This window comes from Paraburkholderia sp. J76, from assembly GCF_905220295.1.
Classification (GTDB): domain Bacteria; phylum Pseudomonadota; class Gammaproteobacteria; order Burkholderiales; family Burkholderiaceae; genus Paraburkholderia.
Map to the genome: position 1 here is coordinate 194,494 of NZ_CAJMZJ010000012.1, position 19,415 is coordinate 213,908.

Genomic DNA, 19,415 nt, shown 5'->3' on the forward strand with positions numbered 1-19,415 from the left:
GCTCGCACCGTGCGAAGTCGCACCCACACTGCAGGGTCAGCAAATGGTGTAGCCGCCGTCGATCATGATGTCGGCGCCGGTAATCATGTCCGCACCGTTCGACAACAGAAACAGGATGGCCGCGGCAATCTCGTCGGTATACGCGAAGCGGCCAACTGGAATCAGCTTCTTCATGGTCTCGCCCTTCTCGCCGTCCCACGCCGCCGCGCCCATTGGTGTGAGCACAACGGTCGGCGAAACCGTATTCACCGTGATGCCACGTCCGGCCCATTCCTTCGCGAGCACCTTCGTCATCCCGATCAAACCTGCCTTGGCCGACGTATAGGCGCAGTGCTGGTCGATGGCGACGGTCGCTGCCTGCGAGGCGATATTGACGATCTTGCCGCCGTGCCCGCTGGCCAGCACGTGACGCGCGAAGTGCTTCGAGCAAAGGAAAGGGCCCGTGAGATTGACGCCGATCTGCCTCTGCCATTCGTCGTAGCCAATGTCTTCTGCCGGGGTGAGCGTGATGCAGCCCGCCGCGTTGACCAGCAGGTGGATATCGCCAAAGTGCGCAACCGCGGCCTTGATGGCACGCTCGACATCGGCTTCGTTGGCCACGTCGCACGCGAACGCCTTCGCGTTCGCAGCGCCGAGTGCTTCGACGGCCGCCTGCACACGTGGCTCTTCAAAATTCGGGTAGAGAATGGCGACGCGCGCGCCCTTTGCTATCAAGGCCGCATTGGTTGCCATGGCGATGCCGCCGAGGCCGCCGGTCACCACCGCGACCTTGCCGTGCAGACGAAAATCGAAATCGACGCCGTGGCGCAGCGACATGTCGTATTGAATGCTCACTTCGAGTCTCCTTCCTGGTCTCTATCGGCTGCTACAGGCTGACCGTGCCCCGCTCAGCGCGCGAATTGTGCGAGCAGCGCGTCGGCGATGCCCGCGGCGTCAATGCCGTAGTGGCGGCGAATGCCCTTGCGCGTGCCGTAATGCGCGAATTCGCCTTCGGTCACGCCAAGCGTGGTCAAACGGCGATGAATGCCGCGCCGTGCCATCAGCATCGCGACCATCGCGCCGATGCCGCCATGCAACGAATGTTCTTCGACCGTGACGACGGCGTCGTGGCGTTCGATGATGGCAGCAAGCGCATCCAGGTCGAGCGGGCGCAACGACGAAAGATTGACGAGCGTCGGATTGTCGTTGTGCTCCTGCTGCAGGCGCTCGCAGGCTTCGAGTGCCTCGCCGACGACCGAACCCAGCGCGATGACCGCGACGCCGGTGCCTTCGATCAGCACGTCGGGGCGCCCTGGGTGGAAGCGGTACGACGCGTCGTGGACAACCGGGAACTTCGCGTTGTCGAGGCGGATGTAGATCGGGCCCTCGACCGAAACCGCATAGTCGATCATCTGCGCGACTTCGACCTGGTCGCACGGCGCAAAGATCTGCACGTTGCCAAAGCCGCTCATGATCGAGATGTCGTCGATGGCGTGATGCGTGGAGGCGAGCGGGCCGTACGCGAATCCTGCGTTGAGGCCGAGCATCTTTACGTTCGTCGCGCTGTAGCAGACGTCGTTCTTGACCTGCTCGTTGGCGCGCGCTACGAGAAACGGCGCGGCGTTCGCCGTGAAAACCGTGTGGCCGCCCAGCGCGAGGCCCGCGGCCATCCCAACCATGTTCTGCTCGGCAATACCGACGTTGATCACGCGCTCGGGATACGTCTCCAGGAACGGGCCGATCTTCGAGGTCGAGGTCGAGTCGGCCACCATCACGATGATGTCCTCGCCCGCGGCGGTCAAACGGCTCAGCGCGTTCACCGCACCATCGCGCAAATCGGCGAGGTTACGCATGGTCCAGTTCCTCCAGTGCCTGCTTCAGTTGCTCTTCGTCGGGGAATTTGTGATGCCAGGCCGGCACGTTCTCCATGAACGACACGCCGCGGCCCTTGATGGTGTGCGCGATGACGACCTTCGGCTTCCTGTTTTCGTAATCCAGACTTTCTATTAGTTTCCAAATTGCGTCGACATTGTTTCCATTGACGCCGTGAACTTCGAAACCGAAAGCGTGAAACTTTTCATCGAGTGGATCGAAATCCATGATGTTGTGGGTGAAGTCGGCCAGTTGCAGACGGTTGCGGTCAACGATCACCACGAGGTTGGCCAGCTCGAAATGCGCGGCGGCCATGGCGGCCTCCCAGTTCGAACCTTCTTCGAGTTCGCCGTCGCCGGTCAGGACGAAAACGCGGCCCGTCGGGGTTTCCGTGCGGGCGGCGTGGCGCTGCTTGGCCATTGCGAGCCCGGCTGCGATCGGCAGGCCGTGGCCCAGGGCACCCGTGTTGACGGTGACCCAGCCAGGAAGCTTCTGCCTGACCGGATGGCCCGGCAGGCGCGAGTCGTCCTGCAGGTACGAGCGCAGTTCGCTGGCTTCGAGCCACCCGAGTTCCGAGAAACAGGAATACAGACCGCCCACGCCGTGGCCCTTGCTCAGGATGAACTCGTCTTGCCACTTGACGCTGCGGTCCGCCTTGACCTCGTAGCGGAGCACATGGAAATACAGCGCGGCGAGAATGTCGGCCTCCGACATGTCGCCACCGGTATGGCCGCTCTTTGCCGCCGAATTCATCACACAGATTTTCTTGCGGATCTCCTGCGCGCGCCGGTGCAGCGGCGCGCCAGACTGCCTGTAGGGGTTTTCCATTCCCTGCTCCCGAACTTCCTGTTTGTGTGTTTCGAAGTTTCTTTTACTTTCTCTAGAAAGTCAAAAGGAAATCAAAGCAAACAGGGAAAACACCAGGCGAGGTCGCAGCGACCGCTCGATTCGGGCAAAATACAGCCCATAACGTTCGGCTTTGCTGGCGCGGGCGGCTCGGGGGGGAACGCAAATGGATCAACGAACCAGAACGGAAAAGATTTTCGAGAGAGTGCAGACGGCCAAGCTGGTCAAGCTTTCAGAGCTTTCCAGCGAATTCGGCGTATCGATGCCCACCATTCGAAAAGACATCGACGAACTGCAACGCCTCGGACATGTCGAGCGCGTGCATGGCAACGTGCGGCTGAAGTCCGTGCAAAGCGAGACGTCGCGCACGACATCGGGCACCGTCGTTCTTCCGACGAGTGAAGAGAAAGCGCTGATTGGCCAGAAGGCAGCGAGCCTCATCGCGAACGGCGATGCGGTCATCCTCGACTGCGGCGCGACGACTACGGAACTGGCGAAGAACCTGCTGGACCGTCAGCACCTGCGCATCGTGACCAATGCCCTGAATATCGCGATCCTGCTTGGCGCAGAGCCCACCAACCGGGTCATGCTTACCGGAGGCATCTTCAAGGCGGAGACCATCGCCGTGTCCGGCGAGAAGGCATCGACCTTTTTCGAGGGCATGTTCGTCGACAAGCTCTTTCTTGCGGCCGGAGGGGTCTCAATGGAGTCCGGGATTTCGTATCCCGACTTTATCGATATCCACGTCAAGCGTTCCATGATCGATGCGGCAAAAACCGTCTATCTGCTCGCCGACTCGAAGAAGTTTGGCAAGCGCGAGTTCGCGACCTTCGGCGCGATGGACCGGATCGATTTCCTGATCACGGACGACGGCCTGGACGCTGAGTTCGCGAACTGGGTCACCGGCCTCGGCATCCAGATCATCTATGCGTAGGCGCGCGGCGCGGCGATCCCGCGGACTTCTAACCGTCTTCAACATCCCGCTGTCGACGAAATGCGTCGAGCCGACGCTGTAGCTCGCCCGCTCCGAACACCAGGGAGTATCGCCTCACGTGCCATAAAGCCCTGCGTCGTCAAAATGCCGGCGCCGGCCGAGATAACGATGACCCATCCGATCCCGCCAAGGAAGGGAAAGCCGATCGTGCCAGGCAGTCACAATGCGGCCCGCAGAAACTGGCTGACGCGAATCAGCCTGACCGGCGAAACGCGATCGCACATGACTCCACATAACGGAAACGCTGCGAGCAGTACCGGATAGCGGATGCCCGCACGCAGGCACAGGTCGCGGCGAGCGGGCACTCTCCAGTGCCTGGCGAGCGGCCTCCGGATTCCGGAAGATATGGCCTTTGTCGGGTTCGACAACATTGCCGTTGCTGCCAACGCCATCCCTCCCCTGACCTCCCTTTCGGTCGACAGTTTCGATCCTGGCTATCCTGGCGTACAGCGGGTCATCAACGGCACCGGCGCCGGACCGGCATCGCTGGTTCCCGTTCAACTCGTTGTCAGGGCAAGCACAAAGATCCGGGCGCAGAACAGCCTGCCGGACAAGCGCGCACCGCGTGCCGTGCGGGAGAACAGCGTCCGGTGACGCGACTGCGGCGCCCCGGCAAGACTCAGGGCAGGCCGAGAATCGTCCGGTCGCCCGGATATTGCACCGTGTAGCTTGCGCCGACACGGGCCTCGCCGCCGGCAGCCAGCGTGCGCTCCCACGCGACCACGCCCTGATGACCCTGCCAGGCCGTATCGTCCGGTTGTGGCGTGAAGTTCGACGTCACCCGGATGTCGGCCGACTCGCTGACGGGCGCCGACTCGACAATCTCCACGTCGATCGGCGTGCGATGCCGGTTCCTGACCGTGTAGCGCGCGCTGAGTGTTTTCGCTACATTGCCGCCCGACGTTTTCACCGTGCCGGTGGAATCGGGACCATCGTCGCTGGTCGTGGAGACCTGCTCATCGAGACCGAACGGCAGGATGAGATTCTCGCCCTGAACGGCTTCCGACCAGCGGGTTTCGCCAACCGGGGCGCCATCGCGGCGCAACTGGACGCTGCCATCGGGCCAGACGCCGTCAGGTCGATCTGCTTTCGCGACGAGCCATGCGCGCGTGGACTGGCTGGGGATCACGCGCGCCACCAGCCTGGCCGGCGTGGGCCTGCGGTTTAGCGTGAAGGCGACCTTCTGCGCGTCGGATGCAACATCGATCCTCCCTGGGATGTTGAATTCCGTCAGGAACGCGCCTTCTACAACGGTTGGGGCAAACAGGGGCGTGTTGGCATCCCGGCGCTCGTTTGACATGGGAGGTGGTGCCGATGGTTGAGGGCTCATGGATGGCGCGGGTGCTTCCGCGTTATTGCGGCGCGGCTGCTGAAGGTCCAGCCGCCACGTGCGGGGCTGTGGGGTACGCATGTTCTGGACAGGCGTGGCGGTCGTCAACTGCAGCTTGACGCCATGCCAGTCTTCGCCGGTCGCCTGCGCGACGAGTGCCCGACGCTCCAGCGTAACCTGTGCGCTCGAGGTGTCGAGGCTGGCCTGATACGCGGGGATCCACCCGGCGCGCTGCGTCTCGTAGATCAGCGTGAGCAGTCCACCGCGCGGCGCGTCAAGTGCGATGCGCAGGGTACGTGTGGGCACAGGTCCCCCGGGCGTCACCGCGAAGCGCATCGAGCCGGCGCTGGACGTCTTCCTGTTGCTGCTTGATCTGGTCTCGCTGTGCATACACGGCAATGCCACTTTGCTGCAACGCGCGCGTCACGCTGGGCATCGAAGCGTTGCCGTTCGCGCCGGCACCCTGTTCGCTGGCATTCTTCAGATACTGTGCCGAGAGTTCAACGGCCTGTGCGCGTGCGTTCAGGTCCGCGAGCTGTGCCTGCAACGCGCTGATACGTTTGTCGCTGGATGTTCTCGCGCAGCGCTGGTTTGATGGCTCATCGCCAGTGGCCACGTCTTCGATGCGATAGTCGCCAAGCTGGACGTTGGGCGGTGCGATCAGACGCAGGCTCTGGGGATCGAATGAAGCCGGCAGGCAGGTCACTTCGATGCGCGAACTGCCGGCGGCGATCGGGATCTGCCGTTCGACGGTTGCCCCGCCGGGGTAGACCGTGATTTCCGATATGGTGGAAAGCGCTGCACTGGCTTGGGCCGTCGCGAGGACACCGCCAAGCATCACCGCCAAAGGACCCGGGGACCATCGACGGAGTATGGATTGACTGGACATCGTTGAAACCTTCTCCCTGAAAGAGAGTGCCGACACATTGCACAACGTGTGCATGATGACTGCGTTTCCGTCAGAAGTAGTACTTCGTTTGGTGCGCCGCGGGCGTAAAGAAATAAAACCGGTGCAGCAGGCGAAATGCTGCACGCGATGCCCTGGTTTCGTTGGCGTAGCGCGTTGTCTCGACAAATCTCGCCAGATTTGTCGCGTTGCTCAAGTCGAACGGATGCAGGTGGACATGACGTACAAGGGCGTCGCTCATATACCCTGACCCCGTTCTGAGCTGGTTGAGTCGATCAATCTCCCCTTTGGCTTTCGGAATGTCGCCAGCGCTCTGAAACAGGATCGGATGGCTCGCATCGAAGGGAAACGATTGGTTCGACATCTTGTTCTCGTAGCGTATGAACGGAGTGAGACTTCCGTTCCATGGCACCCAGCCACCATCGGACAAAACGGCAGACAAGCTTCCCTGATCACGTAGAAGAGCGATAGTTAGCCAGTACGGCTTGTCGGCGGCGCTCGCATCAAGATATTCATCCACTGCATCCCCTACTTTCGGATGGAGCTGCCTGAATGCGGTGGCAAGCAATCGTGTAACGTCATCTCGCTGAAGCAGCGCCGCGCGCGTCCAGAGCATTGTTGTCAGGGCATCATGCGCTGGCCCTTTTGTTTTGTTGCTCGCCTCCCACAGGGTAAGCAGCTGGTCGATGGACATGCGCATCTGGATGTCATCGGCAAACTCGACCGGGATACCTGCCCCCGAACTGTGCTCCGGCACGTTGGCAGCAAACTTCGTCTCTTCCGGTGCTACAACCCATATCTGCTGCATGAACTCCGCGGGCGAGCGCGTGTGTTCTGCCCAAAGCTGGTGAAGACGGTTCACGTCGCGGCCGGGGAAGCGGTCACGATGCAGCGCGAGCAGCGCAAATATATCGTTCACGATAGCTGCGTCGAGTGTGGCTGTATTTTTGCCCGCTGCGTGTAGCCGCAGGATGTTCTGGTCGCGCAGATCGAGTAACCGGTACTGGACCGCCGCAAACGCGGGGCTTGCCGGTGACACCGACGTGGCGGCGTCGAGCAGGCCTGCCGGGACCTCGTGAAGGGATCTGGCTGCGGCGAGAGACGCTACCAGCCACGCCTCGGAGTGGGTTGATTGCCACTGACGTAAAGCATTGGCGAACATGTCCGCTTGGCGTTTGTCTTGCGGGTCTGCCTGCATCGTGTATAGCCAGTCAGTGAGTCCACCGCGCGGCACAATCCGGATGACAGGCGACCGAGAAAGTTCGTCATCACCGGCGTGGCTGTCGCGGTTAAGCGCAAAAACGTAGTCTTTCAGATCCTGCGCGGTGTCCGCCGACCAGGCGCCCGTTGCGATCCGCGACTCGATGGCGCGGAGTTCATCCTCGGGGTTGGCCGTGTAGCGTCCGCGGCGTTCCAGGGCCGATAACCTTTTCACCTGCTGCGCCGGCACCTGCGTTTTCGCCTGATCGATACTGTTTGCCGCGTCTGCGAAAAGCTGCGCGCGTATGTCTCCCGTGGCAGCCTGTGCCTTGGCCAATCTCGCACGCTGTACGAGGTACAGAGCCAGACTATGCCAGCGTGAGTGCGGATCCTCCGCAATCTGTCCGAAGAGGTCGATTGACTCATCGAGCCGGTTCGCATAGAAGAGTGCCGCCGCACGCTGGTAGCGGCGATCATCCCTGAACCAGCCTGGCGCATCGTCGGCGGCCAGCGACGGTACTTTGGCATCCTTGCCCGCACAAACGGCGAAGACCTCATCCTGCGTCCTGGCCCAGTCATTAACAAGCGGGTTGGTATTGCCAAACTGGTCCGAGATCCGTTGGAGCTCTTTCGTTGCGAGGTTAAAGGCATCGGCCTGACATGGCACGGCTGGATTGCTGGATATCGACGCTCCACGCTCGTCCTTTGCGCCGAGCACCGAATCGCGTGCCTTGTTCCAGTTGTTTTCGGGCTCCCACGTGTCAATCCATGCGGTGGGGACTGTGGAGAGCATCGCGAGATCGGCATTGCTTACCTGATGACCGGTCAACACGCGGTAAGCGACGGTCAGCGTCAGCGGCCCGTAGTCCTGAGACAGGATGCCGAGATTGCCGCGTGCATAGTCGCGAAAGTTGAAGGTGGGCGCTTCGTTCGGATACGGGTACTGCAAAACAGTACCCAGTGCGGTGCCACATGAGAAAATCACCGGGGCGATGGACAGAAAAATACGCTTTCGAAGATTCATGTTTCTTTTTTGTGTCGGCTGACTGGCGCAATGTTTTATGGTCGGCAAGCCGTTCAGCGCCTATCGTTACGCAAGGATTGGCCGGTCCGTTTGGCTTGTTGCCATGCCCGCGATGGCGATTTCTCACGCCCATTCACCTACCCAGGATGCGGTCTTCCGATTCGCCGACGATCACAATCTCGGTGCGGCGGTTGCGGGCCCGACCTTCAGGCGTGTCGTTGCTTGCCACGGGACGGTCGTACGCATAACCTCTTGTCGTGATGCGTGACGCCGGGATGCCACGCTCCGTGAGCGCCCCGGCGACGGTAGTGGCGCGTGCTTCGGACAACTGCGTGTTGTACTCGTGCGTACCGACATTGTCGGTATGCCCTTCGACGATCACCGGCTTTTCGCTACGCCTGAGCAGCACCACGGCACGGTTGAGCGCCGGCGTGGCGTCGGCGCGCAGTGCCGACTGGTCAAAGTCGAACAGCACCTTTTCGGGCAGGCGCAATTCGACGCCATTTGGGCCCTGTGTGACCTCGATGCCGGTGGCCTGGTTCAGTGCGATCTCGTGGTTGCGATCGAGACCCGAGCAGGCCGAGAGCAATGCGACCAGACTGAGGCTGGTGCCCAGTGAAAGCAGTTTTTTCAAGTTATCCTCCTTCAGGAAGTGGAAATACAGGGGACTTAACCTGGTCGAAATTGGCACGTGGTTGTTCAATATGAGTGCACGGACGTCTAGAACGATGGAACAGGATTGCTTCCCTCGACGAGTTGGTACCGACCGTTTTCGATACGATAGACTGCAACTCCGTCGACGCTCTTGACCTGGGTGCTTGAGTTATTTGTCGCCGTGGCCGATCCACTAAAGCTGAGAGTCACATCACCAGGGCCGTTGATGCCAGGTATGACGGAGATCTGGCTGTCGACGTCAAAGCACTGTGGAGAACCACCAGTTGACTCACCGTGGGGGGCGAATTTCGATGCAAGGAAGTCGCCGTCGCGCTTCAGGATTTTTTCGCACTCTTCCTTGCCGCCCAGGTTGCTCGCGGCGGTCCTGATCCCGTCTGCCAGCTTGTCGACACGACCTGGAGCCAAATCGTAGATGTTGAGCCACGACCCGCAATAGCCCTGCCAGCAGCTACCGCTTTCGAGCAGCAAGCCAAACTCGCGAGGCGAAAGCCTGACCACGCGTGACTGACCATAGGTACCCATAAAGCCGGCGTAGTCGGTGCCGTCAATGCGACGCTCGAGAGTCCATCTACCACCGTCCAGGCGGAAGAAGTAGGCGCCAAGCCAGGCGCCAGAGGAGTGCGAATCCACGGGCGTGTCGTCGTCGCCGATTTCGACGCCCTCGGTAAGCATGACGGCGTGTGTGTCATCGAGTCTGATGACCTCGCGGGGACGAATATCAAGCCGTTCACTGCCAAAGTTTTTCGCGAGATGGCCCCCGTCGTCGCGATCAGGAACGTCCGCATCGAAGATCCGTTCCTTGCCTTGCCGTGTATCGCGCCACCCCGGAAAGACTGCCCGCATCAGATCCGTTCGCTTGAGGCTTGGCGAGGTTGCCGCAGAATCAGGCTGCTTCGATGACTGTTCAGCGGGTGCATCTGCATGCGAAGCGGCATGGGTCATCTGCGGGGCTGAAGCATGCCGGTTGCAACCGCAGGCGAAGATCGTGGCGAACAACAGAAGGCCGTACAGGCTCGTCTTCGTGTTGACCGCGTGGCGGCGCAATATGCCTTTCAACATGGAATTTCCCGGCAAAATTGCATAAAAGAGCTTGATCTCACAGTACCGCTTAACCTTGCTTGCGATCGCCGGATTGCATGCCCGGCGCCGACGCCGGATTTGCCGGTACGGCCTGCTGCGGCGCTTCGTGTTTGACGGACTGCGATTCCGCGCCGACCAGCACCAGTTCGTTACCGTTGACCTCGATCTTCACAGGGTCCGTCTTCTTCCATTGTTTCTTCGGCACAGCGAGCTTCCAGACCCTGTCCTGCACCGGTTCGCGAAAAAATGCGACTACCCCCACGACCTGGGCATCCGGATTCATCGGCTCGGCGAGACTGGCATTCGCGCCCGGACGAAGCACGACATCTTTCGTGGCCAGCAGATCCACCTTGAGGAGGTTCAGGTCGTCCGACTGGAGTTGCAAATACGTCAGTTGTGCGAATGTTTTCGCATCCTTGAGCTGGTAGAACCGCACCACCGTCGAGAGTGATTGCCCCTGGACGTCAGAGTTGATCGACGCCCGGCCGCTCAGATCGACGCTCATCGTCTTGACCTGGGTGGTGAAAGCCCACTTCGCGGCATCCACGGTACTGTCGCCGACCGCCTGTGCAACACCGCACCCGGCCGTGACGACGGCCCCGAGGATCGCGATCGCCAGCGTTGCGCGGTGTGCCGCGTATGTCATTTTTTTGTTCATTGCGAGGATGCCCCCGTTCATTGTGCTGTTCTTCATGCGTGTGCTTCCGCCGCCCCGTCCCAGCGGCCGAGCTGCACGCGTGTGATGCGCGCCTGCGCGCCGGCGGCGGACCTGACCGGTGCTTCCAGTTGCGCGGTAAATCCCAGATTCGTCTGGCGTGGCTCCAGCGTGGGCTTTGGCATGAGGTCGGGCCGCACATGCATTTCCAGATCCGCTTCGCTTTCGTAGCCCAGATAGAAGCGCAGCAGCGCCATGATCTCCCTGTGCGCAGATTGGCCCGGCACCAGCGCCAGCACCGTCTCGCGCGAAGCGGGCGTGATGACGACGCGCACCGTGTTGCCCCGGTCGTAGAAGCCGCGGCCGAGCAGACACTGCTCACCCAGCGCCGCAGGCTCAAAGACATTCACCTCCCGCCACACCGGATGGAATTCCTCAACCGTGATCGTGGCGTCCGGCACGGCATGCCGCAGTACGCCGGCTAGCCCTTCCGCCGTGCGGGTTCGCTGCATGGCCAGGCCGAGCATCGACAGCAGCCGTCGCTTGTCGGCCACCTTCGTGAGCATCTGGCGCGCCGTTGAGGTTTCCCGCCCGGGCGACGCCGGGGTTCCCCCCGGTCCAGGTCTGGCAATTTGCGCGGAGGTGCTGAATCCAAAACCGGCGAAGCTGAGAAGGTAACGCGACACTGGGTCCGTGCCATCGCGCCGGAAGCCAACGGGATACCGGTACTTGCGCGCGATGCGGTAGTACTGCGTGATGATGCGGTGATGGAACAGGTCAAGGAACACCGACAGGGGCTCCGCGCCATCCCGGTTCTGTGCCACCTCGTCGGCAAAGTACGCGGGCATGCGCGCATCGACGCCGTAGAACCCGAGGAACGTCGTCACGACCGACGGTGGTGCCGCCGGATTGTCAACGTCGTATCGGACGGAGTCGATTTCACGCCCCGGAAAACCCAGCTGCGCTCGCGAGCGGAACCGGACGGGGTCCGCAGTTGCCGAATCCGTCGTGCCGAGAGACGGCGCATCGGGCGCGGCCAGCTCGAGCAGCTCGCAAAAGCGGATAAAATTCATCCGCGTCGCGTCATGGAGGATCGCCGGCAGCAGCAGCGGTGCGTCCGCCGTCGGCATCGTGGGTGCGTTCAAAACGGTGCCTCCTCGCCTTTCGTTTCAGGCCACTCGATACGGCGCCCGGTCGGCATGGCGACAATCACCAGCTTCGTGTAGAGATTCACCGTCGCGTACAGGCCCAGGAACCGGTTGAGCATGCTGCCGAAGAGATCCAGATCGCCCTCTCCCGCGAAGCGGTTGCTGTCGAGCGTCACGGTGATCTCCACGCCGCGCATGAGGCCGCCCTTCACGAGCTTGCTGAGCGGCCGGTGCCGCACGTCGGTGATCGCGTTGATGCGCCGGGCGTTGAGTTCGCCATCGGTCCAGTCGTAGAGGGCAAGAGAACCGCGCAGGATCTCGGCGTCGAGGAGCGACAGGTAGTTCGGCGCCAGGTGGGACAGCACGCGCCACTGGTACCGGTCGCCAGTTGGCGGATAGACCGGGAGCGTGGGCGCTGTGAGGTTGCGCACCGCGCCGATATTGGTGAAGCCGCCGCGCATGTGCGTGATGCCCGCCTCGCGCAGTGCCTTGCGTGGCAGCATGCCGTTGGTGCCGGTCACCGCAAGTGTCAGCGTTTCAGTGGGTAGCGTGCTTGCCTCATCCCAGGCGTGGCCGCCGAGCACCAGCCAGGTGTCGAAGCGGCCCGACGGGCCGCGGCGCATGCGGGTGTGGTAATACCGTTCCGGCATGTCGTGGCGCAGCATGCCCCCGCGATGACGAAACGCCGCGAAGGGCACGTATTCGTGACGCTTGCCGCGCTCGAAATATTCGACACCATCGACCGAATAGATGTCGATAAGCGAGCCGTGTTCGGCGCGCGCACGCACGCGATATTCGGTTTCGTGCTGCGTGACGTTAACCGGGTCGGCGCCCACCGTGAAGAGGTTGATGACCGGTGTGCAGTACAGTCGCACGTTCTCCGCCGTGAAGCGCATGTCGTCCGGATACGGTCGCTCGAGCACGATCTCGACGTCGAGCGAGGTGGCCGATGCGGGGATCGCCTGGATGTCGAGCCCGAGCAGGTCGACGAACATGAACTTCTCGGGGAAGGTGAAGTATTCGAGCAGGAGCTGGTAACCGCCAAACGCGTTATCCGCCTTGGGCCAGAGCCGCTCTTCGGCCGCGAAGCCGGCGGGCGCGAGACGCAGGCCCGGCATCGTCACCGGCGCACCGGGACGGTCTTCGGGCCATCCCGGCACACGCACGTGCATCGCGACCGGTTTTGCCGTGAGCGCGGCGTAGAGCGCGAGGGCGACGGGTCGATCGGCGTTCAGGTACAGGCGCAGCCGCGGCACCTGCAGCCGGTCACGTTCGGTCTGGCTCTGAAACGCCAGACGCAGACGGATAACGGAGCGTCCGTCCTCGCGCGCATAGACGCCCGCCTCGGAGAGGGCCAGCGGATACAGGTCAACCGTCTGGGTGGTGCGGTAGACGCACTCGATGGTGGCGTCGCCCTCTCCCACCGGATCGGACGTCGCTTCCAGTCCCGCCTCGAGCGTTTCGTGCTTCTGCAACGCGCCCTTTTCCGGGATGAGTTCGAGAATGGAGAGCGACGGGATCATGCGCAGGTAATGCGGCCACAACATGCTCACGAGGCCCTCTGTCAGCTCGGGCAACTCGTCGTCGAGCTTGTGGCGCAGCCGGCCCATCAGGAAGGCGAATCCTTCGAAGAGCCGCTCGACATGCGGGTCGCGCTCGCCGACGCGGTCAAGGTCCAGTTCGCGTGCGCGATCGGGAAACGCGCGCGCGAACTCCTTGCCGCCTTCGCTCAGGTAGCGCATTTCTGCTTCGAAATACCGCAGGATTTCGTTATCGCGGGTGGGATCTGTCATGGTCGGGAAATCGATGGTTGCCGGCGTCACTCGCATGAAGCCGGTCTGCGCGCACGAGCGTGGGCGCGATGAAAATGAGCTTGCGCAGCGAAAGCTGCGGGCCGTGTGCCTGCATGCGCAGGTGCCCGCGTCGCCAGTGCGGCGCAACTTCACTGGCGGCATACCGGATCAGTTCAGCCGGCCCCACGATGATCCGGTTGTAGCGGCTGGCCAGCCGGCGCTCCAGCTTCGACGCCTTGCGATTGCCTGCACGCACAAGCCGCGCGGCCGCATCGTGCTGGCGCAGGTCATCGATGCGCACGGCGCCGGCAGTCTGCATGTAAAGCAGAACCTTGGCGCACATCTGCACCATGGGGATGGCTGAGCTTCTGGGGTCCGGCAGGGAGCGCCGGGCACGGCATACATGGTCGATCAGGGAATCGTTCATGTCGGCGAAACAGAGCTGCAGCGACATGGGCAATTCCTGATCGTGCTCCAGCGTCGTGCCCACGGCGACAAAGACAAGGTCGCGGCGCCCCTCCACCAGGGTCTCAAAAATATAGACGCCCGATGTGGTGAATTCCCGGTCGACATCCGCCCAGAGCGACGGATCGACGACGCGCGCCATCTCCGGGCCGAAGCGTATGAAGACCGCCGGCATGGGAAGCTGGAACAGCGACACCGGCACATCGTCGCCAATATCGGTCTGCGCAAGCCACGTCTGCAGGGCGTCGGTCGGCTCGATGACCGCATGCGGGCGAACCTCGTAGAGCGCCGCCGCGCTGGCCAGCAGCACCGGTCGTTGCACCTCTCCCTGGGTCAGGGTGGCATGAAACGCGGGATTGTTGACCCGGATGGCTTCGACAAACAGGTCGGTCGCGGCCTGCCCTGCCTGGGGTGGCCCATAGTCGGCCCTGGCAGACAGCCGCAACCGGTCGAGGCGTTCGCCTCCCCACGCTTCAAGCACCCTGACCCAGTCGTTCCATGCAGGCACGAGTCCGAGACCTGCCGCCCGTACCGGGGGCAGTTCGCGGCTGGTAATGCGTGTGTTCCAGAATGCGACAAGGAAGTCGCGCGCGCTGCGCGCAACTTCGTGTTCAAGACGCTCCTGGGTGAACTGGCGAACCGGACGCTTCATCAGGGAACCGTTCCTCCAGGCAGGGAGACCGCTGCGTGTTTGGCGGCCGCGATGGCCGCCCTGGGCAGTGGCGGCGGACCCGCGGGTACGGACTGCCTTGCGGCCGGCGCCGGGCGATCGATAAAGATGCGCGAGGGCAGCGTAAAGCCCCGGAGCGCCAGCAGTTCGAGCGGTCCCCTGCCCACATCCGTGCGGATCAGGTAGCGCAGCGGGTGCGTCATGCCCGCTGGTGCGGGCGCGAGCGGCTCCTGGGCCACCTGCGCCGCGATATCGGCAAGCCCTTCCGTCGTCGTCGCGGCAGGCTTCGAATCCGTGTTATCGGGCCTCGTCTGCCAGGTTAGCTGGTACGTCGCGCTGTCCACCGGCTCGACCTTCGCCCGCTCGAGCATACGCACGAGCGCCCAGCGACCGCTGAACTCGAAGTTCCTGTTCGTGCCCGCCGTGTCCGTCTGCCATTCGAGCCGTGTGCCGGCCTTCTGGGGCTCACCGGAGGGCCACGTCATCGTGCTCCATGTCTCGACCTGGTTGTAGTAATGCAGCGTCTGGCCGTCGAGCGTGAGCAGCGTGTCGGCCACCCCGGGCGTCGGCACGGGTTTGAGGCTGAACACGTACTGCGGCTCGCCCTGGGCGAGCAGGTGACCGGCCACCTGCTGCAGGGTATTGATGGCCTTCAGGAACGCTGGATCGAACGCGATCGCCGTGCTCCCCCCTCCCGCGCCGCCCGAGGTGGCGACCCACTGGTCACCCTGCAGTTGCAGCGCGCCGGCGAGCTGTGTGGAAAGGAAGGTGTCGATGAGACCGCCCTGCGGCCGCAGGAAGCGCGCGAGTTCAGGCAGCGATGCGTCATTGGTCGTGCTGGCAAACGGATAGCGTCCGGCGAACGAGCGGTTCCACGCGGCGACGACCGTCTCGCGCCACGCATCGTTCAGGCTCGCCTGCGCAGGCGCCAGTACCGTACGGGTTGCCTGCGTGACCGGCTCGACGAAGAGCGCGTTGCCCATGCCGGCCCACTGCTCGCCGAGACTCGCGGCGATGAGCTTTGCGTAGGCGAGCGTATCCGAGAGATCCGAGCCCTTGCCCTGATAGAGCGCCTGCGCGACCTGTCGCGCCTGGTCATCGGAATCGGCGCTGTCGCTGATCTGCTGCAGCTTCAGGCGCAGCGTCATCACGCGTTCCGTGAAGCGCTCCATGCTCAGGTCGCTGCCGGCGGGCGGTACCGAATTGCCGCCGTTGCCTGCCTGGCCAACGAGCTTGACCACCGGCCCGAATGAAGCATCGAGGGGGCCGGCCGGCATTGCCTGTGCGTTCTGCGGCGCATCGTCCTTTTTGCCGAAGAAGTTCTGCGCCTTCGTGACCAGCGCATCGGAGAGCGAGGCCTGCTGCGTGCCCGCTCCGCCCTGCCAGGCGAGTGACTTCATCAGCGCGAGGAGCGGCGACTGGCGTGCATCGGCGATGAGCTTTAGCTGCCCGACCGCCGCAGGCAGCGTGGGGGCTGCGGCGCACCGGATGCTGTTCATGAAGTTCTGCCAGTGCTCCGCGTAGTCGTCGAAGTAGTGTTTGCGCAGGGCCGCGCGCAACGCCTCCGGCGTCTGGGCATCCGGGCCGGCCTGCGCATTGCCGGTGCCAGCGGCATTGCCGAGCACCCAGTTGGCCGTGACACCGTTCTGCTTCGCCGCCTCGTCGATCGTCGCCTCAATGGAGCCTTCCCACGCCTGACGCGTAAAGACGCCAGGCACGGTCGCTGACGTTGAAAAGAGGCCGCGTGTATCGGTACCGGCGGTCAGTGAAGCGAGCGTCTGGTCCGGATACTTGTGTCCCACCGAGTCGAGGATGCCCTGGTAGATCGTGTCCTCGGAGTTCTTGACGCCGATGATGGCGAGCAGCGTCTGGCGCGCGTTGCCGACCAGATCCTCGCGCGCCTGGATGCGCCAGTCCGGATGCGTGGGAAAGTGTTGCGCCCAGAAGCCCATCAACTGTGCGGAGAGATCGAGCTTTTCGCCGGGCCGCAGGCCCGTGTCGAGGTTCCAGTGACGCTCGAGCTGCGGCGTCATGAACGCCGCATCGGCACGTTGTGGATCGGCCATCATGAGGTAGGTCTTGAGCGCCTGCTGGCCGTCCTGCGCCATCTGGCTGCTCTGGGTGTCGACCTGGGCCGTCTGCATCTGGCCGAGATCGACGAGCTGGCCTTCGATATCCTGCTGGACCGGGGAGACGAGCAGCGGGCGGGCGGCGCGCGCGTAGGGCGTCCACAATGCGTCGAGGACGGCCCTGTCGTGGTTCAGCCCGAAACGGGTGAGCAGCGGCGTGTGCTCCTGCACACGCGCCTCGTGCAGGCCGATGCGTTGCTGGAGCGCAAGCAGGGCACGCAGCCGTGCGGGGGTATCGCCCGCGCGGTCGAGCGCCTGCAGGGATTCTTTCGTCAGCATGACCTCGTGCGCGTTGTTCATGCCCGAGAAAAGCATGCCGACGCTCCACAGGCCGATGAAAGCCAGCGCAACGATCGCGGCCACGGTGAATGGACTTGAGAGCGTGCGGCGCCCGGGCGTGCGGCGGGTGGCGTCGGCAAGATGGCGCCACAGCGGCAGCCTTGAGCTGTCGGAACCCGCTGCCGCATCACTGGCGGCCCACGGGGCGAAGAAGGCGCCCGCCACCGGCAAAGGCCTGCGTTGCCAGTCCGTCAGGCCTGCGATCCAGCGCGCGAGCGGCGCACTGCGCTCGTCGAGCCGCTTCGACAGTTCCGTGGCGTAGGTGTTCTCGCCGTTATCCGCGAGCTGATACACACTGCGGTCGGCCAGCCTGTCGCGCAGCTCGAGCAGCCGGGTTTCAATGACCGGCGCGTCCAGCGGACGGGAGAGTTCACATCCGGTCACGGGCGTATCAAAGCGATGAACGGCATCGGTGCCGGCAACGTCCAGAACGTACACCGGCGCGGACCAGCGCAGGAAGCTGGTGATGCGCTCAAGGTAACTGCTCCAGGCGGTTCTCTCACCTGCTGCGCCCGACAGGGACGTCTGGTCGTCCGTCACAAGCGCAATGGCATCGAGTGGCTTGCGCCAGCGCATCCAGCGAATCTGGCGCAGCCACGGTTCCTCAGGTTGGCCATCTTTACCGGCACCGCCCCATAGCAGCACGGCGGCATCGGTGATCAGAAAACCCTTCGTGGCAAGCAGCGGCATCCAGGCAGTCACAGTCGCGCTCTCGCCTGCGACCAGTATCCACGGCCGGGCGTATTCCCAGTTAAACCAGGGAAACCTGTTCCTTTGTTTCAGGTCGGCCTTCAGATTCTTAGCCCAGGTGACGACCTGCTCAGCCCTGTCCCTGGAGGCATCTGCAGCAGGATCAGTCTGTTCCTTCGGCTCCAGCCCCTGTTCCTTCGATTCCTGCTGTATCGCGATCTGCTTCTGCTTGCGTCCCGGAATAAAAAGCCATATCCCAAACCCGATCAATATCGCGGCGAGCAACGGGATTGTCCAGTTGTGGAGCAGCCACCCGGCCGGGTCCTTCCGATCCACGAAATGAGCGAGCAGCCATACGCCACTGGCGATGAGCACGGCAGCAGCTATCCGGCGCATCCATGCATGAACTTTTTCGTCTTTCAAACCGTTGTTTCCTTTTGAGGCACTGGCGAGATCGCGCACAGATACAGGGATTCGGAGTTGGGCTCGCGCCAGGCCACGAGTTGCGGCCCGGCACCACGCATCGCTTCCATTGCGATCGCCATGGCAATCCAGCCGCTGGCTGGCCCCGGGTTGCCAAGAAATTCATCGAGCAGGTGCTCGGAAACAGGATCCTTCGGGTTCTTCTTAAGTATCGAGCGGAGGGCAGACGAGTCGGAGTACTCGCAGCCTGCAGACCACACATCTGTCAGCTGGCTTGGCGACGTCTGGATCTTTTTGATCTGGGAAAGTCCTGTTTCCAGCGTGTCGCGGTCGCTGATCATGGGACGCCAAATCGCGCCAGCTTTCGATGCATCAGGCACGATGAGAAATGCAGCAGCACCCTCGCTGAATTTATGCTCTTCCTCCCCGTCTGCCCAGAGCTGTGCAGCGATCACAAGTCGCGTTGCCGGGTCGATCCGATCCGCCAGTTGAGTAATCCACCGCGCACCGTTGGTTGCCGCTTGCGTCTCGACGCGAAATTTCACACCGGGGGCCATGCACCCAAGCATCCGCATCGCGCGCCGATTCCAGACGTCAGTCTGCTTAAGTGATTCGTCGTCCAGCATCAGCGTGACGATGACGTCTCTCTGGTTTTGGAGCACTTCAGCAAAACGCATAGCGACCAGGCGCAACAGCCGTATACGGCGAAACACCGCCGAACGGCCCTTCGCCCACTCGAATCCGATGTTACGGTCAGTGCTTGTTGGCAGATCGATTTTTTCCGAGGCGAATCTAGTGATTTCGTTCGTGGCCGCTGGAAATGTCGCGATATCGACTACACGCAAATGGCGGCGAGTCCAGCGGCGCCACAAATCGCGCAGCCTAAGCTGCTCTCCTTCGGCCACCTCTGCGTCGGTTTGCTCCCTCCTCCAGAGGCACCATCTCACGCCAAACGTCAACATACAGGCACCCAGCGGTGCCCCGATCAACGCGCTCCAGAACGGATACGCGTCGGTCGGCTTGCCGTGCGGCCAGACCAGCACTACAGCGGTGACCGCGCAAGATGCAATGGCAACAAGCGACGGCAGCCACACACGCAGAGAGATCGGCTTAGGGTATTCGATCTTTAAGAAAACTGGAATAGGCCAAGACATGGGCAAGCTATATATAGCGATCGATCATCGTCGATATCGACT

15 protein-coding genes and 1 pseudogene are annotated in these 19,415 nt (G+C 62.7%); 2 read left to right on the forward strand and 14 right to left on the reverse strand.

Annotated elements, in window-relative coordinates; all coding sequences use genetic code 11:
• Positions 1–36: 36 nt before the first annotated feature.
• From U5768_RS22780 to U5768_RS22790, 3 genes are read right to left on the reverse strand one after another with little or no spacing between them, the layout of a single operon-like run.
• Complete coding sequence (locus tag U5768_RS22780; RefSeq protein WP_322032645.1) at positions 37–834, reverse strand: GolD/DthD family dehydrogenase; 798 nt, start codon at positions 832–834, stop codon at positions 37–39.
• A 53-nt stretch (positions 835–887) separates the two neighbouring features.
• Entirely contained in the window at positions 888–1,832 is a 945-nt protein-coding gene (locus U5768_RS22785) for a transketolase family protein (protein ID WP_322032646.1), read from the reverse strand.
• Complete coding sequence (locus U5768_RS22790) at positions 1,825–2,679, reverse strand: transketolase (protein ID WP_322032647.1); 855 nt, start codon at positions 2,677–2,679, stop codon at positions 1,825–1,827. Before U5768_RS22790 ends, U5768_RS22785 begins: the two co-directional genes overlap by 8 nt.
• A 184-nt stretch (positions 2,680–2,863) precedes the next feature.
• Here U5768_RS22790 and U5768_RS22795 point away from each other — a divergent pair, with 184 nt between their 5' ends.
• Positions 2,864–3,631 carry a DeoR/GlpR family DNA-binding transcription regulator gene (locus U5768_RS22795; protein ID WP_322032648.1) on the forward strand — a complete coding sequence of 256 codons (768 nt, stop codon included), beginning with the start codon at positions 2,864–2,866 and terminating at the stop codon, positions 3,629–3,631.
• Between the two features lie 372 nt (positions 3,632–4,003).
• A pseudogene (locus U5768_RS22800) lies at positions 4,004–4,285 on the forward strand (substrate-binding domain-containing protein); the annotation flags it as partial.
• Positions 4,286–4,310: 25 nt separating this feature from the next.
• Here the strand turns inward: U5768_RS22800 and U5768_RS22805 are convergent.
• From U5768_RS22805 to U5768_RS22855, 11 genes are all read right to left on the reverse strand, one after another.
• Positions 4,311–5,327, reverse strand: coding sequence for a DUF4139 domain-containing protein (locus U5768_RS22805; RefSeq protein ID WP_322032650.1), 1,017 nt, complete (start codon positions 5,325–5,327; stop codon positions 4,311–4,313).
• Positions 5,296–5,910: a DUF4140 domain-containing protein gene (locus U5768_RS22810; RefSeq protein ID WP_322032651.1), complete on the reverse strand. Its 615-nt coding sequence runs from the start codon at positions 5,908–5,910 to the stop codon at positions 5,296–5,298. The genes U5768_RS22805 and U5768_RS22810 overlap by 32 nt, the downstream gene beginning before the upstream one ends.
• A gap of 70 nt (positions 5,911–5,980) precedes the next feature.
• A complete protein-coding gene (locus U5768_RS22815) occupies positions 5,981–8,152 on the reverse strand; it encodes a hypothetical protein (RefSeq protein WP_322032652.1) in 2,172 nt (723 codons plus the stop codon).
• 133 nt (positions 8,153–8,285) lie between these two features.
• Complete coding sequence (locus tag U5768_RS22820; protein ID WP_322032653.1) at positions 8,286–8,786, reverse strand: OmpA family protein; 501 nt, start codon at positions 8,784–8,786, stop codon at positions 8,286–8,288.
• A gap of 86 nt (positions 8,787–8,872) precedes the next feature.
• Complete coding sequence (locus U5768_RS22825) at positions 8,873–9,886, reverse strand: hypothetical protein (RefSeq protein ID WP_322032654.1); 1,014 nt, start codon at positions 9,884–9,886, stop codon at positions 8,873–8,875.
• A gap of 49 nt (positions 9,887–9,935) precedes the next feature.
• Positions 9,936–10,565 (reverse strand): type VI secretion system lipoprotein TssJ, encoded by a 630-nt coding sequence (tssJ, locus tag U5768_RS22830; RefSeq protein WP_415913959.1) that lies wholly within the window; start codon positions 10,563–10,565, stop codon positions 9,936–9,938.
• A gap of 32 nt (positions 10,566–10,597) precedes the next feature.
• Positions 10,598–11,692 carry a type VI secretion system baseplate subunit TssG gene (tssG, locus tag U5768_RS22835; RefSeq protein WP_322032699.1) on the reverse strand — a complete coding sequence of 365 codons (1,095 nt, stop codon included), beginning with the start codon at positions 11,690–11,692 and terminating at the stop codon, positions 10,598–10,600.
• A gap of 11 nt (positions 11,693–11,703) precedes the next feature.
• Positions 11,704–13,503, reverse strand: a complete 1,800-nt coding sequence (tssF, locus tag U5768_RS22840; protein WP_322032656.1) for a type VI secretion system baseplate subunit TssF — start codon at positions 13,501–13,503, stop codon at positions 11,704–11,706.
• Positions 13,481–14,620, reverse strand: coding sequence for a hypothetical protein (locus tag U5768_RS22845; protein WP_322032657.1), 1,140 nt, complete (start codon positions 14,618–14,620; stop codon positions 13,481–13,483). Before U5768_RS22845 ends, tssF begins: the two co-directional genes overlap by 23 nt.
• Positions 14,620–18,219 (reverse strand): ImcF-related family protein, encoded by a 3,600-nt coding sequence (locus U5768_RS22850; RefSeq protein WP_322032658.1) that lies wholly within the window; start codon positions 18,217–18,219, stop codon positions 14,620–14,622. The genes U5768_RS22845 and U5768_RS22850 overlap by 1 nt, the downstream gene beginning before the upstream one ends.
• A complete protein-coding gene (locus U5768_RS22855; protein ID WP_322032659.1) occupies positions 18,216–19,373 on the reverse strand; it encodes a hypothetical protein in 1,158 nt (385 codons plus the stop codon). The genes U5768_RS22850 and U5768_RS22855 overlap by 4 nt, the downstream gene beginning before the upstream one ends.
• Positions 19,374–19,415 lie beyond the last annotated feature (42 nt).

Excerpts from the sequence above, each read along its gene's own strand:
- U5768_RS22785 (WP_322032646.1), bottom strand. The coding sequence starts at position 1,832 with ATGCGTAACCTCGCCGATTTGCGCGATGGTGCGGTGAACGCGCTGAGC.
- U5768_RS22790 (WP_322032647.1), bottom strand. The coding sequence starts at position 2,679 with ATGGAAAACCCCTACAGGCAGTCTGGCGCGCCGCTGCACCGGCGCGCG.
- U5768_RS22795 (WP_322032648.1), top strand. The coding sequence starts at position 2,864 with ATGGATCAACGAACCAGAACGGAAAAGATTTTCGAGAGAGTGCAGACG.
- U5768_RS22810 (WP_322032651.1), bottom strand. The coding sequence starts at position 5,910 with ATGTCCAGTCAATCCATACTCCGTCGATGGTCCCCGGGTCCTTTGGCG.
- U5768_RS22815 (WP_322032652.1), bottom strand. The coding sequence starts at position 8,152 with ATGAATCTTCGAAAGCGTATTTTTCTGTCCATCGCCCCGGTGATTTTC.
- U5768_RS22825 (WP_322032654.1), bottom strand. The coding sequence starts at position 9,886 with ATGTTGAAAGGCATATTGCGCCGCCACGCGGTCAACACGAAGACGAGC.
- tssJ (WP_415913959.1), bottom strand. The coding sequence starts at position 10,565 with ATGAACAAAAAAATGACATACGCGGCACACCGCGCAACGCTGGCGATC.
- tssG (WP_322032699.1), bottom strand. The coding sequence starts at position 11,692 with ATGCCGACGGCGGACGCACCGCTGCTGCTGCCGGCGATCCTCCATGAC.
- tssF (WP_322032656.1), bottom strand. The coding sequence starts at position 13,503 with ATGACAGATCCCACCCGCGATAACGAAATCCTGCGGTATTTCGAAGCA.
- U5768_RS22845 (WP_322032657.1), bottom strand. The coding sequence starts at position 14,620 with ATGAAGCGTCCGGTTCGCCAGTTCACCCAGGAGCGTCTTGAACACGAA.
- U5768_RS22855 (WP_322032659.1), bottom strand. The coding sequence starts at position 19,373 with ATGTCTTGGCCTATTCCAGTTTTCTTAAAGATCGAATACCCTAAGCCG.